The organism is Spirosoma liriopis, assembly GCF_023196085.1.
In the GTDB taxonomy this organism is placed as follows: domain Bacteria; phylum Bacteroidota; class Bacteroidia; order Cytophagales; family Spirosomataceae; genus Spirosoma; species Spirosoma oryzicola.
Genome location: NZ_JALPRF010000003.1, coordinates 559,788 through 576,956, shown reverse-complemented (window position 1 = coordinate 576,956; position 17,169 = coordinate 559,788). Strand labels below are relative to the sequence as shown.

The 17,169-nt window shown below is 50.8% G+C and carries 16 protein-coding genes; 10 read left to right on the top strand and 6 right to left on the bottom strand.

The annotated features are described in order from the left end of the window. Positions 1 to 31 precede the first annotated feature (31 nt). From M0L20_RS19265 to M0L20_RS19225, 9 genes are all read left to right on the top strand, one after another. Positions 32 to 541, top strand: coding sequence for a Fur family transcriptional regulator (locus M0L20_RS19265; protein ID WP_232558228.1), 510 nt, complete (start codon positions 32 to 34; stop codon positions 539 to 541). A 136-nt stretch (positions 542 to 677) separates the two neighbouring features. After that, positions 678 to 1,967, top strand: a complete 1,290-nt coding sequence (locus tag M0L20_RS19260; protein ID WP_232558227.1) for an adenylosuccinate synthase — start codon at positions 678 to 680, stop codon at positions 1,965 to 1,967. Between the two features lie 103 nt (positions 1,968 to 2,070). Then, entirely contained in the window at positions 2,071 to 3,315 is a 1,245-nt protein-coding gene (locus M0L20_RS19255; protein WP_248478615.1) for a sulfite oxidase, read from the top strand. An 18-nt stretch (positions 3,316 to 3,333) separates the two neighbouring features. Continuing rightward, positions 3,334 to 3,762, top strand: coding sequence for a hypothetical protein (locus M0L20_RS19250; RefSeq protein ID WP_232558225.1), 429 nt, complete (start codon positions 3,334 to 3,336; stop codon positions 3,760 to 3,762). Positions 3,763 to 3,770: 8 nt separating this feature from the next. Next, positions 3,771 to 4,517 carry a hypothetical protein gene (locus M0L20_RS19245; protein WP_248478614.1) on the top strand — a complete coding sequence of 249 codons (747 nt, stop codon included), beginning with the start codon at positions 3,771 to 3,773 and terminating at the stop codon, positions 4,515 to 4,517. Between the two features lie 210 nt (positions 4,518 to 4,727). Beyond that, positions 4,728 to 5,771 (top strand): hypothetical protein, encoded by a 1,044-nt coding sequence (locus M0L20_RS19240; RefSeq protein WP_248478613.1) that lies wholly within the window; start codon positions 4,728 to 4,730, stop codon positions 5,769 to 5,771. A gap of 50 nt (positions 5,772 to 5,821) precedes the next feature. Beyond that, complete coding sequence (locus M0L20_RS19235) at positions 5,822 to 7,204, top strand: AAA family ATPase (RefSeq protein ID WP_248478612.1); 1,383 nt, start codon at positions 5,822 to 5,824, stop codon at positions 7,202 to 7,204. A gap of 190 nt (positions 7,205 to 7,394) precedes the next feature. Continuing rightward, complete coding sequence (treF, locus tag M0L20_RS19230; RefSeq protein WP_248478611.1) at positions 7,395 to 8,948, top strand: alpha,alpha-trehalase TreF; 1,554 nt, start codon at positions 7,395 to 7,397, stop codon at positions 8,946 to 8,948. A gap of 148 nt (positions 8,949 to 9,096) precedes the next feature. Further along, complete coding sequence (locus tag M0L20_RS19225) at positions 9,097 to 10,014, top strand: PhzF family phenazine biosynthesis protein (RefSeq protein ID WP_248478610.1); 918 nt, start codon at positions 9,097 to 9,099, stop codon at positions 10,012 to 10,014. Positions 10,015 to 10,040: 26 nt separating this feature from the next. Here the strand turns inward: M0L20_RS19225 and chrA are convergent, their stop codons facing one another. Next, positions 10,041 to 11,243, bottom strand: a complete 1,203-nt coding sequence (gene chrA / locus M0L20_RS19220; RefSeq protein ID WP_248479153.1) for a chromate efflux transporter — start codon at positions 11,241 to 11,243, stop codon at positions 10,041 to 10,043. A 155-nt stretch (positions 11,244 to 11,398) separates the two neighbouring features. After that, positions 11,399 to 12,358 carry an isopenicillin N synthase family dioxygenase gene (locus M0L20_RS19215; RefSeq protein WP_232558219.1) on the bottom strand — a complete coding sequence of 320 codons (960 nt, stop codon included), beginning with the start codon at positions 12,356 to 12,358 and terminating at the stop codon, positions 11,399 to 11,401. A gap of 204 nt (positions 12,359 to 12,562) precedes the next feature. Between M0L20_RS19215 and M0L20_RS19210 the strand changes: the two genes are divergently transcribed. Beyond that, on the top strand, positions 12,563 to 14,131 hold the full coding sequence (locus tag M0L20_RS19210) for a PAS domain-containing sensor histidine kinase (RefSeq protein ID WP_248478609.1): 1,569 nt from the start codon (positions 12,563 to 12,565) through the stop codon (positions 14,129 to 14,131). Positions 14,132 to 14,179: 48 nt separating this feature from the next. On the opposite strand, the gene M0L20_RS19205 is transcribed toward M0L20_RS19210, so the two are convergent. From M0L20_RS19205 to M0L20_RS19190, 4 genes are all read right to left on the bottom strand, one after another. Continuing rightward, positions 14,180 to 14,869: a superoxide dismutase gene (locus M0L20_RS19205; RefSeq protein WP_232558217.1), complete on the bottom strand. Its 690-nt coding sequence runs from the start codon at positions 14,867 to 14,869 to the stop codon at positions 14,180 to 14,182. Positions 14,870 to 15,106: 237 nt separating this feature from the next. Continuing rightward, on the bottom strand, positions 15,107 to 15,718 hold the full coding sequence (gene recR, locus M0L20_RS19200; RefSeq protein ID WP_232558216.1) for a recombination mediator RecR: 612 nt from the start codon (positions 15,716 to 15,718) through the stop codon (positions 15,107 to 15,109). A gap of 61 nt (positions 15,719 to 15,779) precedes the next feature. Beyond that, entirely contained in the window at positions 15,780 to 16,058 is a 279-nt protein-coding gene (locus M0L20_RS19195) for an ATP-dependent Clp protease adaptor ClpS (protein WP_232558215.1), read from the bottom strand. A 296-nt stretch (positions 16,059 to 16,354) separates the two neighbouring features. Continuing rightward, positions 16,355 to 16,753 (bottom strand): hypothetical protein, encoded by a 399-nt coding sequence (locus M0L20_RS19190; RefSeq protein WP_248478607.1) that lies wholly within the window; start codon positions 16,751 to 16,753, stop codon positions 16,355 to 16,357. Positions 16,754 to 17,169: the final 416 nt, after the last annotated feature.

Sequence of the window (17,169 nt, the reverse complement as noted above, 5' to 3'; positions counted from 1 at the left end):
TATTTTTGCACTTTCAATCATCGGAACGGATATGGCTGCGCCGAAATTATCAAACTTAGAATCTGCCCGGACGATTTTCACGGCTTACTTAGAAAACAAGGGGCTGCGGAAAACACCCGAACGATTCGCTATTCTGGAAGAGATCTACAACCGGGAAGACCACTTTGACGTGGACGAGTTGTACATCTCGATGAAAAACAAGAATTATCGCGTAAGCCGAGCTACGGTTTATAATACGCTCGATGTACTGGTCGACTGCGATCTGGTTACCAAACATCAGTTTGGCCGTAACCTGGCCCAGTACGAGAAATCGTACGGTTACCGTCAGCACGACCACCTCATCTGTACGGATTGCCACAAGGTGATGGAGTTCTGTGACCCACGGGTTCAGAATATCCAGAACATGGTTGGCGACATGCTGAAATTCAACGTCATGCACCATTCGCTGATTTTCTACGGTGCCTGCGCCCGCGATTTCTGCGAAAACCGGCAGCATACGGCGAAAGATGCGCAGGGTATTCAGATACCGGTCGAGGAGTAAATCCAGGCCCCCTGCTTTTACTTACGTTCGTCCATGAACGTATTCTTCAGCGTTTGGTTGGTCAGTGGGTACGAGCCGACGGAAGAAAAACTCAGAGAAATTAGTCTAATCACAGCCGTTTCAGCGGCCAATCAGAATGGTAGATGTTTTATTAGGCCTCCAGTGGGGCGACGAAGGAAAAGGTAAAATTGTGGATGTGCTAGCACCACAGTATCAGGTTGTGGCCCGCTTTCAAGGCGGTCCCAATGCCGGTCACACGCTCGAATTCAACGGGTTCAAGCATGTTTTGCACCAGATTCCGTCTGGAATCTTCCGGGACGATATCCTGAATATCATCGGCAATGGTGTGGTGCTCGACCCGATTGTTTTCAAGAAAGAAATCGACGGGCTGGCTAAGTACAATCTGGCACTCACAAAGAACCTACAGATTTCGAAGAAAGCGTCGATCATTATCCCGACCCACCGGCTGCTGGACGCGGCCTACGAGCAGGCTAAAGGTGAGTCTAAAATTGGTTCGACGCTCCGGGGTATCGGTCCTACCTATCAGGATAAAGTAGCTCGTCAGGGACTTCGCGTTGGGGATATTCTGTCGCCAAATTTTGCGGACAAGTACGGAAAGCTGGTTGCTATTCATAAGGTCATTCTGGAACAGAACAACTTTGATTATGCGTCGGTGTTGCCGCAGGCGGAAACCGAATTCTTCGCAGCGGTCGAATTCATGAAGCAGTTTCAACTGACCGACAGCGAATACGAAGTCAATCAGGCCTTGCACGATGGCCGTAACGTGTTGGCCGAAGGTGCTCAAGGTTCGCTGCTCGATATTGATTTTGGCTCTTATCCGTTCGTGACCTCATCCAACACCATGACGGCTGGTGCCTGCACAGGTCTGGGCGTGGCACCCCGCCAGATCGGTGAAGTCTTTGGTATCTTTAAAGCATACTGCACACGGGTTGGCAGCGGCCCCTTCCCAACGGAGCTTTCCAACGAAACCGGTGAGCTAATCCGCCAGGAAGGGCGCGAATTCGGCGCGACGACTGGTCGTCCGCGTCGGTGCGGCTGGCTCGACCTGCCTGCTCTCAAATACGCGATCATGATCAATGGCGTTACGCAGCTGGTTATGATGAAAGTAGACGTGCTGAATATCTTCGACGAAATTCAGGTTTGCACGCATTACCAGCTTCCTGACGGCACCACGACGGAACAGCTTCCGTACGATCTCTGCGACACGGACGTGACTCCGATCTACAAATCGTTCAAGGGCTGGAAAACGGATCTGGCGAACATCCACGCGTTCGATGACATGCCCGCTGAACTGGCGGATTACGTCAATTACCTGGAAGAAACACTTGGTTTACCGATTAGTTTCATTTCGACCAGTCCCGACCGGGAGGCTATCATCTACCGTCAGGCGGTAGGTATTGCCTAAGCCCACTAATCGGCTCTGGTCTTCTAAAAGCCAGTCCTGCAACTACGCCAGGGCTGGCTTTTTTTGCGTATTTTTGAGAACTCAATCTGGCCCGTTTTTACCAATGGCATCACTAAACCCATCCGATAACCTTTTTGACCGCCGGGGTTTTCTCCAGAAAAGCGCCCTGGCAACGCTCACTACCCTGCTCGGTACCGACATCGTTTTTGCCGACAAACTGCCTCAGCATTATTTGCCAATGGCGTTTGAGGTTGATCCAATGGCGACGAAAAATAAAGGTCTGGTTGTGTTGAGCGACAAACCCTGGAACGTCGAAACGCCCGCGCACCTGCTGGATGATGCCATTACACCTGCCGATAAGCTGTTTATTCGCAATAATGGTCTGATGCCCGAAAAAGTAGACCCCGCTAGCTGGACGTTGACGATCAACGGCGAGTCGGTGAAGCAGGCAAAGACCTACAAACTCGACGACTTAAAGAAACACTTTAAGCACTACACGTACCAGCTGGTGCTCGAATGCGCTGGCAACGGACGCTCTGGTTATTTTCCTAAAACATCGGGCAACCAGTGGACGGATGGGGGCGTTGGCTGTGCCGAATGGACCGGGGTTCGGCTGAAAGATATTTTGGCCGATGTGGGCTTGAAAGACGATGCGGTCTACATTGGTTATTACGGCAAGGATGTACACATCAGTCTGGACCCGAAAAAAGAAGCCATATCGCGCGGAGTGCCGATGCGCAAAGCCCTCGAAGACGAAACGCTGGTTGCCTGGGCCATGAACGGGCAGGATATTCCGCTTGTCAACGGCGCTCCGCTGCGGCTGGTCGTCGGCGGCTGGCCCGCTTCGACCTCGGGCAAATGGCTGCACACGATTGCGGTCCGCAACAAAGTCCACGATGGGACAAAAATGACGGGCAAAAGCTACAAAGTGCCCATCAATCCCGTCGAACCCGGCGTCGATCCACCCGAAAGTCAGTTCAAAATTATTGAGTCCATGCCGGTGAAATCGCTCGTTACGTTTCCCCAAACGGGTGCTATGCTTACCAAAGGTCAGACGCTCAACTTACGCGGCCACGCCTGGGCAGGTGATCGTTCGGTTCGCGAGGTAGCAGTGTCGCATGATTTTGGGGCCACCTGGCAGAAAGCCGACCTAAAACCACCGAAGAATCGTCTGGCCTGGCAGCACTGGACCGCAACGATTAAATTTCCCCAACCGGGCTATTACGAACTATGGGCGCGGGCAACCGACGATGCGGGTGTATCACAACCCATGGTTATGCCCCAGTGGAATCCGGAGGGGTATTGCAACAACGCCTGCCACCGCATTGCCGTGAAAGTCGGTGCATAACGAAACAACATGAAACAAATGAAAAAATGGCCAGCATTGGCTTTTGCGTTGGCTGCGCTGATCACCGTAGCCGCGCAAACCAGATCGGGACTCATTGCCAAGAATGGTGCGCCAGAAACAGTCTATAGTACCTATGCACCAGCGGACTCGGTGAAAACCGATCCTGAAACCGGCCTAGCCGTTGACGAGCATCTTACGCTGGTGAAAGGTCAGTGTACAGCCTGCCATTCGAGTAAGCTCATTCTGCAAAGTCATTTTTCACGCGATAAATGGATCGAGCGAATCCGATGGATGCAGCGTACGCAGAAGTTATGGGATCTGGGCGAATCGGAACCGGCTATTCTGGCTTATCTGGTGAAACATTACGGACCAATTGACCAACCCTTCGATGGCCGACGCGAACCACTCAAGGCGACAAAGTGGCATAAATTAGAAACCGGACGTTAACAAGCCGCATGTCAGCAAAGAATTTATATAAGACGCTTTACCAAAACGACCAGCTATTCCGGTTGGCGGGAGAATCGTGGAGTTACAGCACGCAACCGCTTGTCGAAACAGCGAGTGCGCCCGACGTGACTCATTTAGTTAGTGAACCGACTGACGAGATAATCCCGGTGGTCACCGCCGATTTACTGGACGAACTGGATGCATTGGCCGCGTCACCACTTACGCACTCGGACGAAAAACGGCTGGTTGAACCTATTGTCGATATACCCGTCGTACAAGCGCCAGCCCCGGAACCCATTGCGTTAACCGCGACACCCGAACCGTTACCACAGCCGGTCCCACGCCCGACAACGCCATCGGTTGTTCCGCCGACACAGCAGCCCCGGCTACCCCAGCTTAACCACAAAGTGTTGCTGCTCGCCGATGAAGAACTGGACCCCAGTAACCTGCTTTTCCTCGAAAAAATCCTGAAAGCGGTTAATCTCAACATCGACGGTGTCGATCTGCTCAATCTGCACGGTGCGGGTGACCTTGACTTTGCCGAACTGGTTCAGGACAAAAAGATTCACCATTTTATTACGTTTGGCGTACCCTTCAGCCGTATCCACCTGGATATTGCGATGGACCGGTATCAGCCCATCCGTTTTTTCGGCATTACCTTTTTAATGGCCGATTCACTGCCGACCATCGAAGCCGACCAAAATTTAAAGAAACGGCTCTGGGGAGCGCTCCAACGCGTCTTTTTGCAACGGTAATTCGCTAACCGCCCATAAAGTCAGGGACAAAGCACTCCCTGACTATTTTTTTTGCTTTCCCGGTCATTCATCGCTGTGCCCTTTAAGCAGAATTGTGTTATTAGGGCACTTTTTGCGTATTTACAACCGTTTTCGTACCAGCAACCTGTCCCGATAACCCGCCATCGGGTTTGACTAATGACGTTTATTGAACGCCTTTGCTCTTTATTTGTGCGCACACCGGTCCCAGCCGTTTCCACTCCGGTTACCGTGGCACCCGCTATTTCGGATGTCTTTGTACCAACTAACAATCAACAGGCTTACCACGTTGCACCGACCGTACATGCTCTGGAAGATTCGCTGCCGTCCTGGCTTGCAGACGAAGAAGCCCTGCGCGACGAAGGTGTGTTATTTGGCTTAGCGGACGCCCAGACCGACGAGAAAATAGCTGAAATACGGGCGCATGTTGACAAGCAGGCTGCGCCAATCGAAAAAATGGTGGAGCAGTACACCCAAAAAGTAGAGGAACTGAATCAGGTAATCCATGAACGGGAAAGCCGGATTGCTAGCCTAAAAAGCCAGATCGAAGCCTTACAGGAACAGCTGCCGATTACCCATGATCTGCTCCGAACCAGCGTGAGCCTGTTGCTGGCAATCGGGATGAGCATCGGCAATTTTTACTTGGTGGATGAAACCCTGCGGCCTGCCTTTCCGAATCGCTGGATTGCCGTGGGCGTATTTCTGGCGGGTATGTTCAATTTATTCGGACGCACATCGTTTTTCTACGAGGAAGGCACTCGACTAAGTGGTCGGCGGCTTATCGAAGAGGTCGCCTTACCGATGGCAGCAGCTTTGTTTGTACTTGCTCAGGCTGTGCAAACGCAGTCGATCTGGCAGGCGGGTTCGTTGTTTGTCTTTATCTTTTTTCTGTTTCTGCTGACGGGAAAGTTACTCCTCAGTACGTTAACGCGGCTTCAGAACGGATTTCAGGCGATTCGACAGAATCGTCAGTTGCTTATTGACAAACAGCAGAACCTACCCGTTTGGGCAACCGACCGTGAGCGACTGGTTCGGGAAGTAGAAGCCATCCGCAACCAGCAGTGGCCGCTTGTTACGACCTTGAAACAGCTGGAAACGGATTTAGCCCGTTTGAACGCCAAACGCGATCAGCTTGTTAGCTTGTTTTTGAGTGAATACCAGATTGCTCGCAGCATCCGGGATCGGCTCCCGGAGCATCGACTCTCGGAGCAACAGCGAGAAGCACTATTTAACTGAGTGGAGGGTTCATAGCAGTACTACCAATCGTCCGCTGTAAACGATTTAGCATGGAACCAACAGAGAATCCCGATTTTCAGCACGGCTACAACAGCGGTATTGAAGGTGTCAACCGGGAAACATACGAAGGCTATTTATCAAGTCAGGTAAACAAGGACTGGCTTCAGGAACGCATTCAGGAGAAGCGCACCGAAATTACGGGAACCGACCAGCAGTTGACCCAAGCGACGGAAGCCCACCGCACGGCTTACGCAGAGCTGCAAACTCACGCCCTCCAGGTAGAGCGCCTGGACAAGCAGGTCAAACACCACGAAGCCGACCGGCAGGCATTGGAAACCGACCGCGACAACCTTCGCGAGCGTCGCACCAAAGCCGCCCCTGATTATTCCTTGCTGGCGGGGCTGTTGTTTCTGGTTGCCGGTATTTCGTTTCTAGCCGGTGATTTGATTATCTCCCACGAGATTGTAGCCTATGCCCTGAACATTCGCAACACGAATGAAGCCTGGGCGTTTGCCGTTGGCTTAGCGATGGTATCGATCTTGCTGAAACCGGCTTATGATCGGCTTATCGAGCAGCCTTACCAGGAAAATCCGGAGCAGAACCGGACCAAATACGAACGGTTTAAAATTGCGCTGGCTGTTTTTTCGGTACTGACGCTGGCCGTACTGGGCTGGTTCCGGTATGAAGCGTACCGCACCGATCAGTTGAAAGCGGCTATCAACAAATCGGTCCGCCAGCTTCAACTAAACACCGACCCGACGGCGGCTACACAAACACTCAGCCCATCGACGATCAACAAAATTGAAAAACAGTTGAGCGAGTCCAGCGAGTTAAATCTCGCGCTGGTCAACAGTCCCTGGGCCTTGTTGTCATTCGTACTGAGCGGTATCCTGTTCGCGCTGGCCGGAGCGGTCTGTCTGGGGATAGCGCTTCCCGTCCTGTCGGCCTTCTGGTTTCGATGGTTACAGGCGGATATCAAGCTTTGGAAATTACGTCGTCGTATCAAACGAATCGACGGAGTATTGGCTCCCCTTGAAGCACAACTGGCCGAACAACGCATTCAGCAGAATGTGCTACAGCACAATCTCGACCTGCTTCCCAATCTCAACGAGTTGAAAGAAAGACGGCAGTCGGCCACCGAAGACCTCAACGAGTTATACGCCGAACTGAAACTGGCACAGACCGACAGCCGGATCAGTAACTTCAACGATGGGTACGGTCAGGGAGAAGCCACGCGTACTGTGTTGAGTGACGACGAACAGCGGCAGTTGCGCAAGGAAATGCTGACGCTTCAAAACGGCAATCGCGCCCGGTCCGGCGAAACTCGCCCACCGGGCAACACGTCGGCTACGCCCGTTAACGGCACGAACGGGAAACCGCAGGGCTTACGACCCTATCAGAGTGTGCGCAAGTTTTTGTCCGATGATATGTAGTAGGCAGGAATTTCTTATCCGACTTATCTAAAAAAACGCGGAATGCGCGGTTGCTTCATAGACAGCCGCGCATTCCGCGTTTAGGGTTTATGCAGGAGGCTACGTGGCGCTGGTACTGCCGGTTGGAATCGCAAAAATCATAACCAACCTTATTGCACTGGGTTTATAGTATAAACGTAACCTGATTATTATGCCCGAAAAGCCGCAACTTCCCCCTCAGATTTATAGTGTAGTTCCTGCCATACTTCCCCCCGATCAACTCTTTGGCCCTCTGTTTCATGACGTACAGATGCAGCCCGTATTTGATGATTCCATCACCTTTGCCGACTGCTATCCCAGACGGGCACCGGAAGAAATCTTGAGCCGTTATGAGATTGAGAAGCACCAGAGCGAGTTTCGACTGACCGATTTTGTCCACACGTATTTTCACCTGCCCAAAAACATAGAAACCGGTCACGTTAGCGATCAGAGCTTACCGACGGCAGTGCACCTCAACCGTATCTGGCCGATCTTTAAGCGTCAGTCAGAACCATCGTGTTCGATGCTGCCGGTCCCCAAACCTTATATCGTTCCCGGCGGGCGTTTCCGGGGTCTTTACTACTGGGACAGTTATTTTACCATGCTCGGCCTGCGCGTATCGGGTGAGAACGAACTGATCCGGGACATGGTTGATAACTTCGCTCATCTGATCGATGCCTACGGCCATATCCCCAACGCCAACCGCAGCTATTACTTATCCCGGTCGCAGCCGCCCTTTTTTGCCCGAATGGTGCGCTTACTGGCCGATATTGACGGTGCAGACGTTCTGGTTCGCTACCTGCCCCACATGCAGAAAGAATATAATTACTGGATGGATGGTTATTTTCGGCTTAGTGATCACGAAGCAGCGTTCCGGCGCGTGGTGCTGCTACCCGATGGCAGTGTCCTGAATCGCTACTGGGATGATCTGGCGGCTCCTCGTCCCGAATCGTACCGGGAGGACGTTGAACTCGCGCACGAAGCGGCTCCCTATGGTATATCGCCCAGTGCCTTGTACCGGCACATTCGGGCCGCCTGCGAATCGGGCTGGGATTTTAGCTGCCGATGGTTTGGTGATTCACAACGGCTGGCTACCATTCACACTACGGACATCATTCCCGTGGATCTTAACGCGTTGATGTACGATCTGGAACTGACCTTGTCGGATGCTTACCGGCAAAGTTCATTTCAGGAACCCGCGGAACACTACAAACAAAAAGCAGCAACGCGTCGACAGGCGATAATGACTTATCTGTGGGATGAGCAGCGACAATTTTTCGTGGATTACAACATCGTTTTGCACAAGCCTACGCCAGTCTGGTCGCTGGCAGCTATGTTTCCCCTGTACGTTGGACTGGCAACCGACGAGCAAGCAGCTTCTGTTCATGCCCACATCGAAAAAAGCTTTTTGAAAGAAGGCGGTGTCGTATCCGCAGTAGAAGAAAGCGGCCAGCAGTGGGATGCTCCGAATGGATGGGCTCCTTTGCAATGGATTACGCACCAAGGGTTGTTGGCGTTTGGCTTTACGCAGACCGCCGATGAATTAAAAAAACGCTGGCTGGCTCTTAACGATAAAGTATTCCGGGATACCGGTAAAATGATGGAGAAATACAACGTCATAGACACTAGCTTGACGGCGGGTGGGGGCGAATACCCGAATCAGGACGGCTTTGGCTGGACAAATGGCGTTTATCTGGCGTTGCAAGCCAATAAAAGACCCGACTGAGAAAGGAGAAAATCCTGGTTTTATGTTTCAGAAAATAGTCAATCAGGCCATTTCGAAGAAAGAAATGGCCTGATTGACGTTCGGTTCACTCGGCGAATCCCTCTGCATTCGTTGGGATTACACGTAGGCATTTTTATTTTTGCCAGCTATGCCCGGTATCCCCTTTTACATTGTCGATGTTTTTGCCAACCAGAAATACGAAGGAAACCAGTTGGCGGTCTTCCTGGACCTGGACAACCAGCTTTCGGAGCAGCAAATGCAACGGATGGCCAGAGAGATCAACTTTGCGGAAACCACCTTCATCAAAGACAACAAAGACAATCAGCGGTTTGTCGTCCGAATATTCACGCCGGAACACGAAGTGCCGTTTGCGGGGCATCCTTCCCTGGGAACGAGCTATATCATAGCCCGGTTTTTGACCCCGTCCGCTCCTGCTTCGCTGATCCTGGAACTAGCCCATAGCGACATCACCATATCCATTCTGGACCCCGCCAATCTGGAAGACAGCATTTTTTACATGCAGCAGGCCCAACCTGAATTCGGAAATACCTTTACGCACGAAGTCATTTCAGAAGGGTTGGGCATAGCCCTCTCCCATCTGGACACTTCGTTGCCGGTTCAGGAAATTAGTACCGGCTTACCTTACATTCTGATCCCGCTACAAAGTCTAGCCGCCATCGACAGCCTTTCCCTGGATTATCAATCGTTCAAAGCCTTTCTACTCGCAAACGGCAAATACCGAACAAATAGCCCGACCGGCCACTCAACGTCTTTGTTTTTCTTTACCAGCGAAACCTCCAACGCCGATTCAGACTACAACACCCGTATGTTTTTGATTGAAAACGACAAACTCTCCGAAGACGCAGCGACGGGTAGCGCGAATGGGTGTCTGCTGGCGTATCTGCTCACCTACCGAACAACGACCATCAACGCAATTGTCGAGCAGGGTTTTCAAATGGGGCGTCATTCCTATCTGTACCTCGACGGCCAACTGACAAACGATTGGTTTACCATCAAGGTGGGCGGACGAACTAAATTAATTGCTGAAGGAATCTGGCACGGCTAATAAGGTACTTTGTCGAACGGTATACGTTACAATACCACACCAGCCAGTAAGCCGCAGATAACAATGACAACGGGAGGAATTCGGGTGAAGAATAATATGCCCATGGTGATCAGCACAACAGCTACCGACGGCCAATAAGGAGCCATCGGCTCGAAAAGCGCAATAGCCGCAGCCGCCGTTAGGCCACTACTAGCCGCGTTGACCCCATCCAGGGAAGCCCTCACCACTCGGTAGCGTTTCAGTTGTTCCCAGAAACGGTACACAAAATAAATCAGGAAGGTACCCGGCAGAAAAATACCCGCCGTCGATACAAAGCTCCCCCAGAACTGACCCGACCATCCGGAATGCCGCATGGATAAGGCCCCAATGTAGGAAGCAAAGCAAAACGTGGGACCCGGCAAAGCCTGCACCAGCCCCAAGCCCGACAGAAACTCTTCGCGGGTGAGGTAATGTTTAAAGGCCACGAACTCATTGTAGAGCATCGGCGTCAGGACCTGCCCTCCCCCAAACACCAGGCTACCGTTGCGGTAGAAGTTCTCAAACAGACGTACGGGCAACGACTGCGTAATGGCTCCCAAACCCGCTGCGCCAATAAACACGCCTGCCCACAAAAAAAAGTTAGCCCACTGAATTTTCAGGGGCTTCTTCTCCATTCGTTCGTGCTTCTGGTAGGTGAGTGCGGTTATCAGGCCCCCCGCCACGATAACGATAGGCGTCATTACCGGCGACCGAAATACGTAAGCCACCAGCGCGGCTGTTATCGCCAACGCCAGACTGATCTGATCTTTAATTACCTTCTGCCCGATGCGGTAACCGGCGACAATCAGAAAACCAACGGCCATCGGCTGGATAAACCGGGCAAACCGCAGCGACAGATTATGCTGTTCGAGATAATACATACCCATACCAACGGCAGTCATGATGCTCACGGCGGGCAATACCCAAATCAACAGCGTGATGTAAGCTAAGTTAGGACCGCCTATCTTGAAACCGACGGCGGTTATGGTCTGCGTAGAGGTTGGACCGGGCAGAATCTGGCACAGCGCGTTAAGCTCCATCAATTCCGACTCGGTCAGGTATCGTCGTTTCTTCACAAACCGCTCGTACAACATAGCCAAATGCACCTGCGGCCCACCGAAGGTAGTTAGGGCAAGAATCAGCACATCTTTCATGAAAATAAGATAGCGGATTCGCCGTACGGGCTTGACGGGTGTCAGATAGGGCGGCATAGTAAACACAAAAGCAAACGACATAGGAAATTTAACTCGTTTCGGGCTGAAAAATCGTGTTATTCAGCCCGAAACGAGTTAAATTCTGGTATAAACGACTGACGACTGATTTGATCGGCAGGTTGGCAAGGCAGTAGGTAAGAAAGGCCGCGTTATCACGCTTTTTTGAGTCCCAGTTCCATCAACCGCTCGTTCAGGAAATCACCAGCTGTCATGTCCACGTATAGCTTTGGATGCTCAGCATCAATGCAACTTTCGAGACTCGTCAGATCCATATCACTGCGGGGATGCATGAAGAAAGGAATCGAGTAGCGCGACTGATTCATTTTTTCGCGGGGTGGGTTTACCACCTGATGAATCGTTGACTTCAGCTTATGGTTCGTCAGCCGGTCGAGCATATCGCCAACGTTAACCACAACCTGATCCGGTAGCGCCGTAATACCAATCCATTTACCGTCCCGACGAAGAACTTCCAGGCCGTCCGCCGACGCACCCATCAACAACGTGATGAGGTTGATATCGCCGTGGGCAGCAGCCCGTACGGCACCTTCGGGCGTTTTGTCCGGGTCGAGCGGGAAGTAGTGAAGCGCCCGCAGAATACTATCCCCATTTTTGACTTTGTCGTCGAAGTAGGTTTCGGGTAGCTCCAGGTATAAAGCAATGGCCCGTAACAACTGTTTGCCCGCGTTTTCAAGCGTTTGATACGTTTTTACGGTAACCTCTCCAAATTCCGGGTATTCGTCGGGAAACACATTAGCAGGCATATCTCCTACTGGCGCAGGCTGGCCGATGTGGTAAAACTCCTTTAGATCAGCAACTTTAAATCCCTTTGCCGTCTCCTTTCCTTTTCCGATATAGCCCCGCTGACCGTGCAGCTCAGGGTGCTCGTATTTTTTCTTGATGTCGTCCGGAGCCGAGAAAAACGCCTTGGCCGTATCGTAAAGCCGCTGCGTCAGTTCATCGGTTAAGCCATGATTACGGATGGCAACAAAGCCAATCTGATTAAACGCCCGACCTAAATCCGCAACAAAGCGCGCCTTACGTTCCGGATCTCCCGACGTGAAATCGGCCAAATCCAGGGACGGGATTTCATCGTATAACTCTTGTGATGACATACACTAAACTGTTTTTACAAAAGTACAAAAGATTACTCAATCTGTCCACGAGGCTTTAGAAGCCTCACGACATCAGGAAACCAAGAATAAGTCAAGTGCTGTAGAATAAATTTTGTTAACAACTCTACGCACTCGACTGTTAATTTGTGCTTAAGTCTTTTTAACTGCTCGGCCCCGGCGGCCGGCGGCATGCCTTCCACTGCTATGAAAGTAAACATCGCCGATCCACTACAAACGCCTGCTACTCTTTGGCAAAAAGCGTTGGATCAGTCGGCCAGTGGCATTTTAGTAGCCCAGGCCATCCGTAACAAGGATGGCGATATTGAAACATTTACCATTCAACTGGCCAATCGACAGGCCGAAAAAACGCTCAGACACAAGCGGGAGAGCATGCTGGGGCATACAGTTGCGGAGCTCCTGCCGCAGACGCTGGCTCCTCTCTGGAGTAAAGTTGCCGACGTAGTTGAAAGCGGAGAAAGTCAGCACAGCGATTTTTATTACCAAACGTCGTATACCAGGCAAGAACTGTGGTTTGACCTTTGCATCGAACCGCTGGGCGATGGGCAGTGCGCCGTACTTTCGTTTACCGACATTACCGCGTTAAAAAACGCTTCACAGACGCTGCTGGGTGAATCGATTTTGTTTAAAACTCTGTCGTCCAGCGTACCGGGCATGAGCGTGGTCGTTGTTAACTATTTTCAAAAAGTCCTTTTTGCCAATGGTAATCTGCCGGGACTGTTCAAAAGCAGCAACGCCGATGAACTGATCGGCCAGCGTATTACCGACACCATCTTACCCAACTATCAGGACGATTGGAAACGATACATCAGCACGGCATTGATGGGGGAGCAGCACTCGTTCAGCGATCATTGGGGTGGCTGGCGGTGTGAATGCTACGTGGGGCCGGTACGCAATGAACGAGGCAACATTGTCATGGGTATCTGCGTCTACCGGGATATATCGGAACAGTTCCGCCAGCAGCAGACGCTGCAACGAATGAACCATGATCTGAAGCAATCGAACCACAGCCTGGAACAATTTGCTTACGTTGCCAGCCACGATTTGCAGGAACCGCTCCGAAAAATAAAATCGTTCGGCGATATACTAGGTGAACGGTATACGAAGCAGCTCGATGAAACCGGCGTTGATATAGTCCACCGGATGCAGTCAGCCGCCGACCGGATGAACGATCTTATCAAGAGCCTGCTCTCTTACGCGCGTATTACAACGCCCAGTGGTCTGGCCAAGTTTCAGAAACAAGAGTTGATTAATGTCAGCGAACTGCTGAGCGGCATTCAGAATGACCTGGAAATTGCCATTCAAGAACGAGGAGCGGTAATTAAATCGGACCTAAATCTACCGATAGTGCCGGGCGATGAAACGCAGCTACGACAGCTATTCCAAAATCTACTGACGAACGCCATAAAGTTTGTGCGGCCTACCCAACGCCCTGAGGTAAGTATCACCGGCCGGCTTGTTCGCGGTGGCGATGTGCCTGAATTTCCCGGTGTCGATCACCTTCAGGAGTATGCCCTGTTCAGTATTGAGGACAACGGTATTGGGATTGACCCCGAAAACTTCGAAATGATTTTTGGCTTATTTACCCGACTGCACGGGCGACAGCAGTTCACTGGGTCGGGGATTGGTCTGGCGACCTGCAAGCGGGTAGCGGAAAATCATGGCGGTACGATTACGCTGGAAAGCAAAGTCAATTACGGCACTACCTTTCATGTCTACCTGCCGCTGCATACAACGGCTCAGAAGATACAATGATGTTCATGGTTCACGAAAGAAACCCGTAAACCATGAACGTACTGCGTACTAGCTGGCAAAATTCTTTCCGATTTTATTCCAGTCAAATACATTCCAGACTGCCGTGACGTACTCAGGCCGCCGGTTCTGGTACTTGAGGTAGTAGGCATGCTCCCATACATCGAGTCCCATGATGGGCGTACCTTTCTTCTCGGCTATACCCATTAGTGGGTTATCCTGATTGGGGGTTGACGTGATTTCAATGTCGTTTCCGTTTTTGATAAGCCACACCCAACCGGAACCAAAACGTCCCGCAGCAGCCTTTGCCCACTCCGTTTTGAAGTTATCGAACGAGTTGAATTTTTTGTTGATCGCATCGGCTAGCGCGCCTTTCGGTGCACCACCTCCGTTCGGACCGAGGATATTCCAGAAGAACGTGTGATTCCAGTGTCCACCAGCGTTGTTACGCACGGCAGCGGGTGTACTGCTGGCTATGCTTTTCACCAGAGCCTCGATATCCATCTTCGCCATATCGGTTCCGGCTACGGCTTTGTTTAGATTGTCCACATACGCTTTGTGGTGCTTATCGTGGTGGATCTCCATCGTGGTTTTGTCGATGTGCGGTTCCAACGCGCCCGCGTCAAACGGCAGAGGAGCCAGCTTGAACGGACCTTCGGCCTGAGCAAAGCCAAAAGAAGGGAAAGCAACTAAACCGGCCGAAGCACCAAAGGCCAATTTCAAAAACTCGGAGCGATTCATGCGAATGTTGGTTTATAAAAGTATAACTAACGTTTATCGTACAACTCATCCTTCGGAAGGATGTTCAGTGAATGGGTTGCGAACGCAAAGAAAGGCATATTTCCGCGAAAATCGGGGTTATATGACGGCGCGGGGCCAGATAGCCTAGAATTGCCGCTTCAACGTTATTGGGCTGCTCATCGCTAGGTTAGTGACGTACGATTAACAAAAAAGGCACTGCAAGCAGTGCCTTTTTTGTTAATCGTAAGCGATACGGCTTAAAATACTTCGTCCTAACGTAACCTCATCGGCGTACTCAAGATCACCGCCGATAGGCACCCCTCGGGCAATGGTCGAGATCTTAAGGTTGAACGGCCGGAGCTTTTTCTGTAGGTAAAACGCCGTTGTATCACCTTCCATGGTTGGGCTGATAGCCAGAATGATTTCCCGAACCTGTTCGCCTTCCGTACCCCGCAATCGTGCGATAAGCGAATCGATCTGTAAATCACTCGGGCCGATCCCTTCGACGGGTGAAATAATCCCTCCCAGCACGTGATAAAGCCCTTTGTACTGAGCCGTGTTCTCGATGGCCAGCACGTCGCGCGTATCTTCAACAACGCAGATCAGCGATTGATCCCGTTTGTTGCTGGCGCAAATCGTGCACAACTCGTGGTCCGACAGATTATGACACTTGCGGCAGTATTTGACCTGCGTGCGCATCGTTGTCAGACTCTGCGCCAACGTTTCGGTTTGTTCTTCGTCCCGTTTGAGTAAGTGGAGCACTAACCGGAGGGCGGTTTTTTTACCGATACCCGGCAGTTTCGCTACCTCATTTACTGCGTCTTCTATAAGTTTGGATGGATACTCCAAGAGGTTAGTGTTGAGTTAAAAGCCAATAAGGGCGATTACCTTATTGACTGATCATTCTTGACTAGTTTACAACTTCGGCCGAAATGCCTCGGCGGCAGATTTCGTTGCGCATCGGCACAAGCTCTTCCCACGAACCATTTTTAACGGCACATTTCCCTTTGTAGTGAATTAACAGGGTGCACTGCTCAGCCTGTTCGGGCGTGTGATGACAAACGTCGATCAGCGTATCAATCACGTGATCAAACGTGTTTACGTCGTCATTGAAGACTACGAGGCTATGAACGTCTGTTTCAACGACTTCTTCAAGAACGTCCACTTCGGTTTCTTCAAAAGGTTGCATGGGCGAGTAAAAGGTGTTTATTAAGCAAATTTACGGCATAACAGCCGCTTTTAAAAGCTGTTGTCTTGCTTTAAGAGAACCGCTTTTTTGCCAAAAAAGTTGCTTTATACTGCTGAATACAACCGCTAACCTGATGATTTCTTTATCGGTTTCGTGATGGTCATTTCCGGCTTCGCGTTATATTTCCAGAGGCAGCTGTCGGAGCGATTCCCGTATCTTTCTAACCGATATAGCGGGCGTTATTTTTGATTGCTTTACGGAAAGAGTAATTCAGCTCACCGGTAAAAAGCGCGGGGTTAATTAGCGCTGATCCATTGGTATTCAGACCCTGAGTTCATCCCGAGGACTTGTTTAACTTCGATACACCATAGCAGAACGGTTTCGGTGTGTTCCACTAATCTGAGTAGCTCCAGCGGGACATTCGCGGCTTTATCATCCGCACTAACTTCCTTTGTCAGGCGTATCAACCCATCGTCAATCTTCGTTCTTAGCTTGATTAGATCGGCTACGGCCGTCTTCCCCTTCTCTTCGCGTGAATTTTCAGAGCCGTAGGGATTACTTTGCCCGTCAATAGCCGTATCAAGCAGGTTGTACCATTGCTGAAGTTGCTTCATTGCTTCAACCCAGTCTGCGATGATAGATGCATACTGCTGTTCAGTAAAGGTATCCGAGTATTTATTACTACGATCAGGCATAAATCACGCGTTAGTGGGCAGATAGAAAGCGCCAGTTTTAACCGATTAGAAGGTGTTTTTTCGAGAACACGATCAGATAATCACGAATTAATTCAATAATTAATTGAATTAATTACTAATAAATAGTTGTACCTTCTGCCACTTCGATTAAAACGTAAGTTAGGTAAATTATCGCTATTTTCGACGAATCTACGATACGCTTTTTCGATTGAAGCAGCCAATTGTGTTTTACAACAAAATCATGCATTGGCAACCGAATTTCGTTGCGAACGAGATAATTACCGCAGGGTGCGAATCTACACTACCTGTAGTGGCTTTCAAACGATGATTGAGTAAAAGGTATACGTCCACAAGCCATAACGAATGGTTTACCAAACGTCATTACCGGCCCCTTTGGCTTATATCCAGCTGGTTTT

Coding starts and splice junctions, on each gene's coding strand:
- M0L20_RS19205 (WP_232558217.1), bottom strand. CDS start 14,869: ATGAATCGCTCCGAGTTTTTGAAATTGGCCTTTGGTGCTTCGGCCGGT.
- M0L20_RS19260 (WP_232558227.1), top strand. CDS start 678: ATGGTAGATGTTTTATTAGGCCTCCAGTGGGGCGACGAAGGAAAAGGT.
- M0L20_RS19210 (WP_248478609.1), top strand. CDS start 12,563: ATGAAAGTAAACATCGCCGATCCACTACAAACGCCTGCTACTCTTTGG.
- M0L20_RS19255 (WP_248478615.1), top strand. CDS start 2,071: ATGGCATCACTAAACCCATCCGATAACCTTTTTGACCGCCGGGGTTTT.
- M0L20_RS19265 (WP_232558228.1), top strand. CDS start 32: ATGGCTGCGCCGAAATTATCAAACTTAGAATCTGCCCGGACGATTTTC.
- M0L20_RS19190 (WP_248478607.1), bottom strand. CDS start 16,753: ATGCCTGATCGTAGTAATAAATACTCGGATACCTTTACTGAACAGCAG.
- M0L20_RS19215 (WP_232558219.1), bottom strand. CDS start 12,358: ATGTCATCACAAGAGTTATACGATGAAATCCCGTCCCTGGATTTGGCC.
- M0L20_RS19195 (WP_232558215.1), bottom strand. CDS start 16,058: ATGCAACCTTTTGAAGAAACCGAAGTGGACGTTCTTGAAGAAGTCGTT.
- M0L20_RS19245 (WP_248478614.1), top strand. CDS start 3,771: ATGTCAGCAAAGAATTTATATAAGACGCTTTACCAAAACGACCAGCTA.
- M0L20_RS19225 (WP_248478610.1), top strand. CDS start 9,097: ATGCCCGGTATCCCCTTTTACATTGTCGATGTTTTTGCCAACCAGAAA.
- M0L20_RS19250 (WP_232558225.1), top strand. CDS start 3,334: ATGAAAAAATGGCCAGCATTGGCTTTTGCGTTGGCTGCGCTGATCACC.
- chrA (WP_248479153.1), bottom strand. CDS start 11,243: ATGCCGCCCTATCTGACACCCGTCAAGCCCGTACGGCGAATCCGCTAT.
- treF (WP_248478611.1), top strand. CDS start 7,395: ATGCCCGAAAAGCCGCAACTTCCCCCTCAGATTTATAGTGTAGTTCCT.
- M0L20_RS19235 (WP_248478612.1), top strand. CDS start 5,822: ATGGAACCAACAGAGAATCCCGATTTTCAGCACGGCTACAACAGCGGT.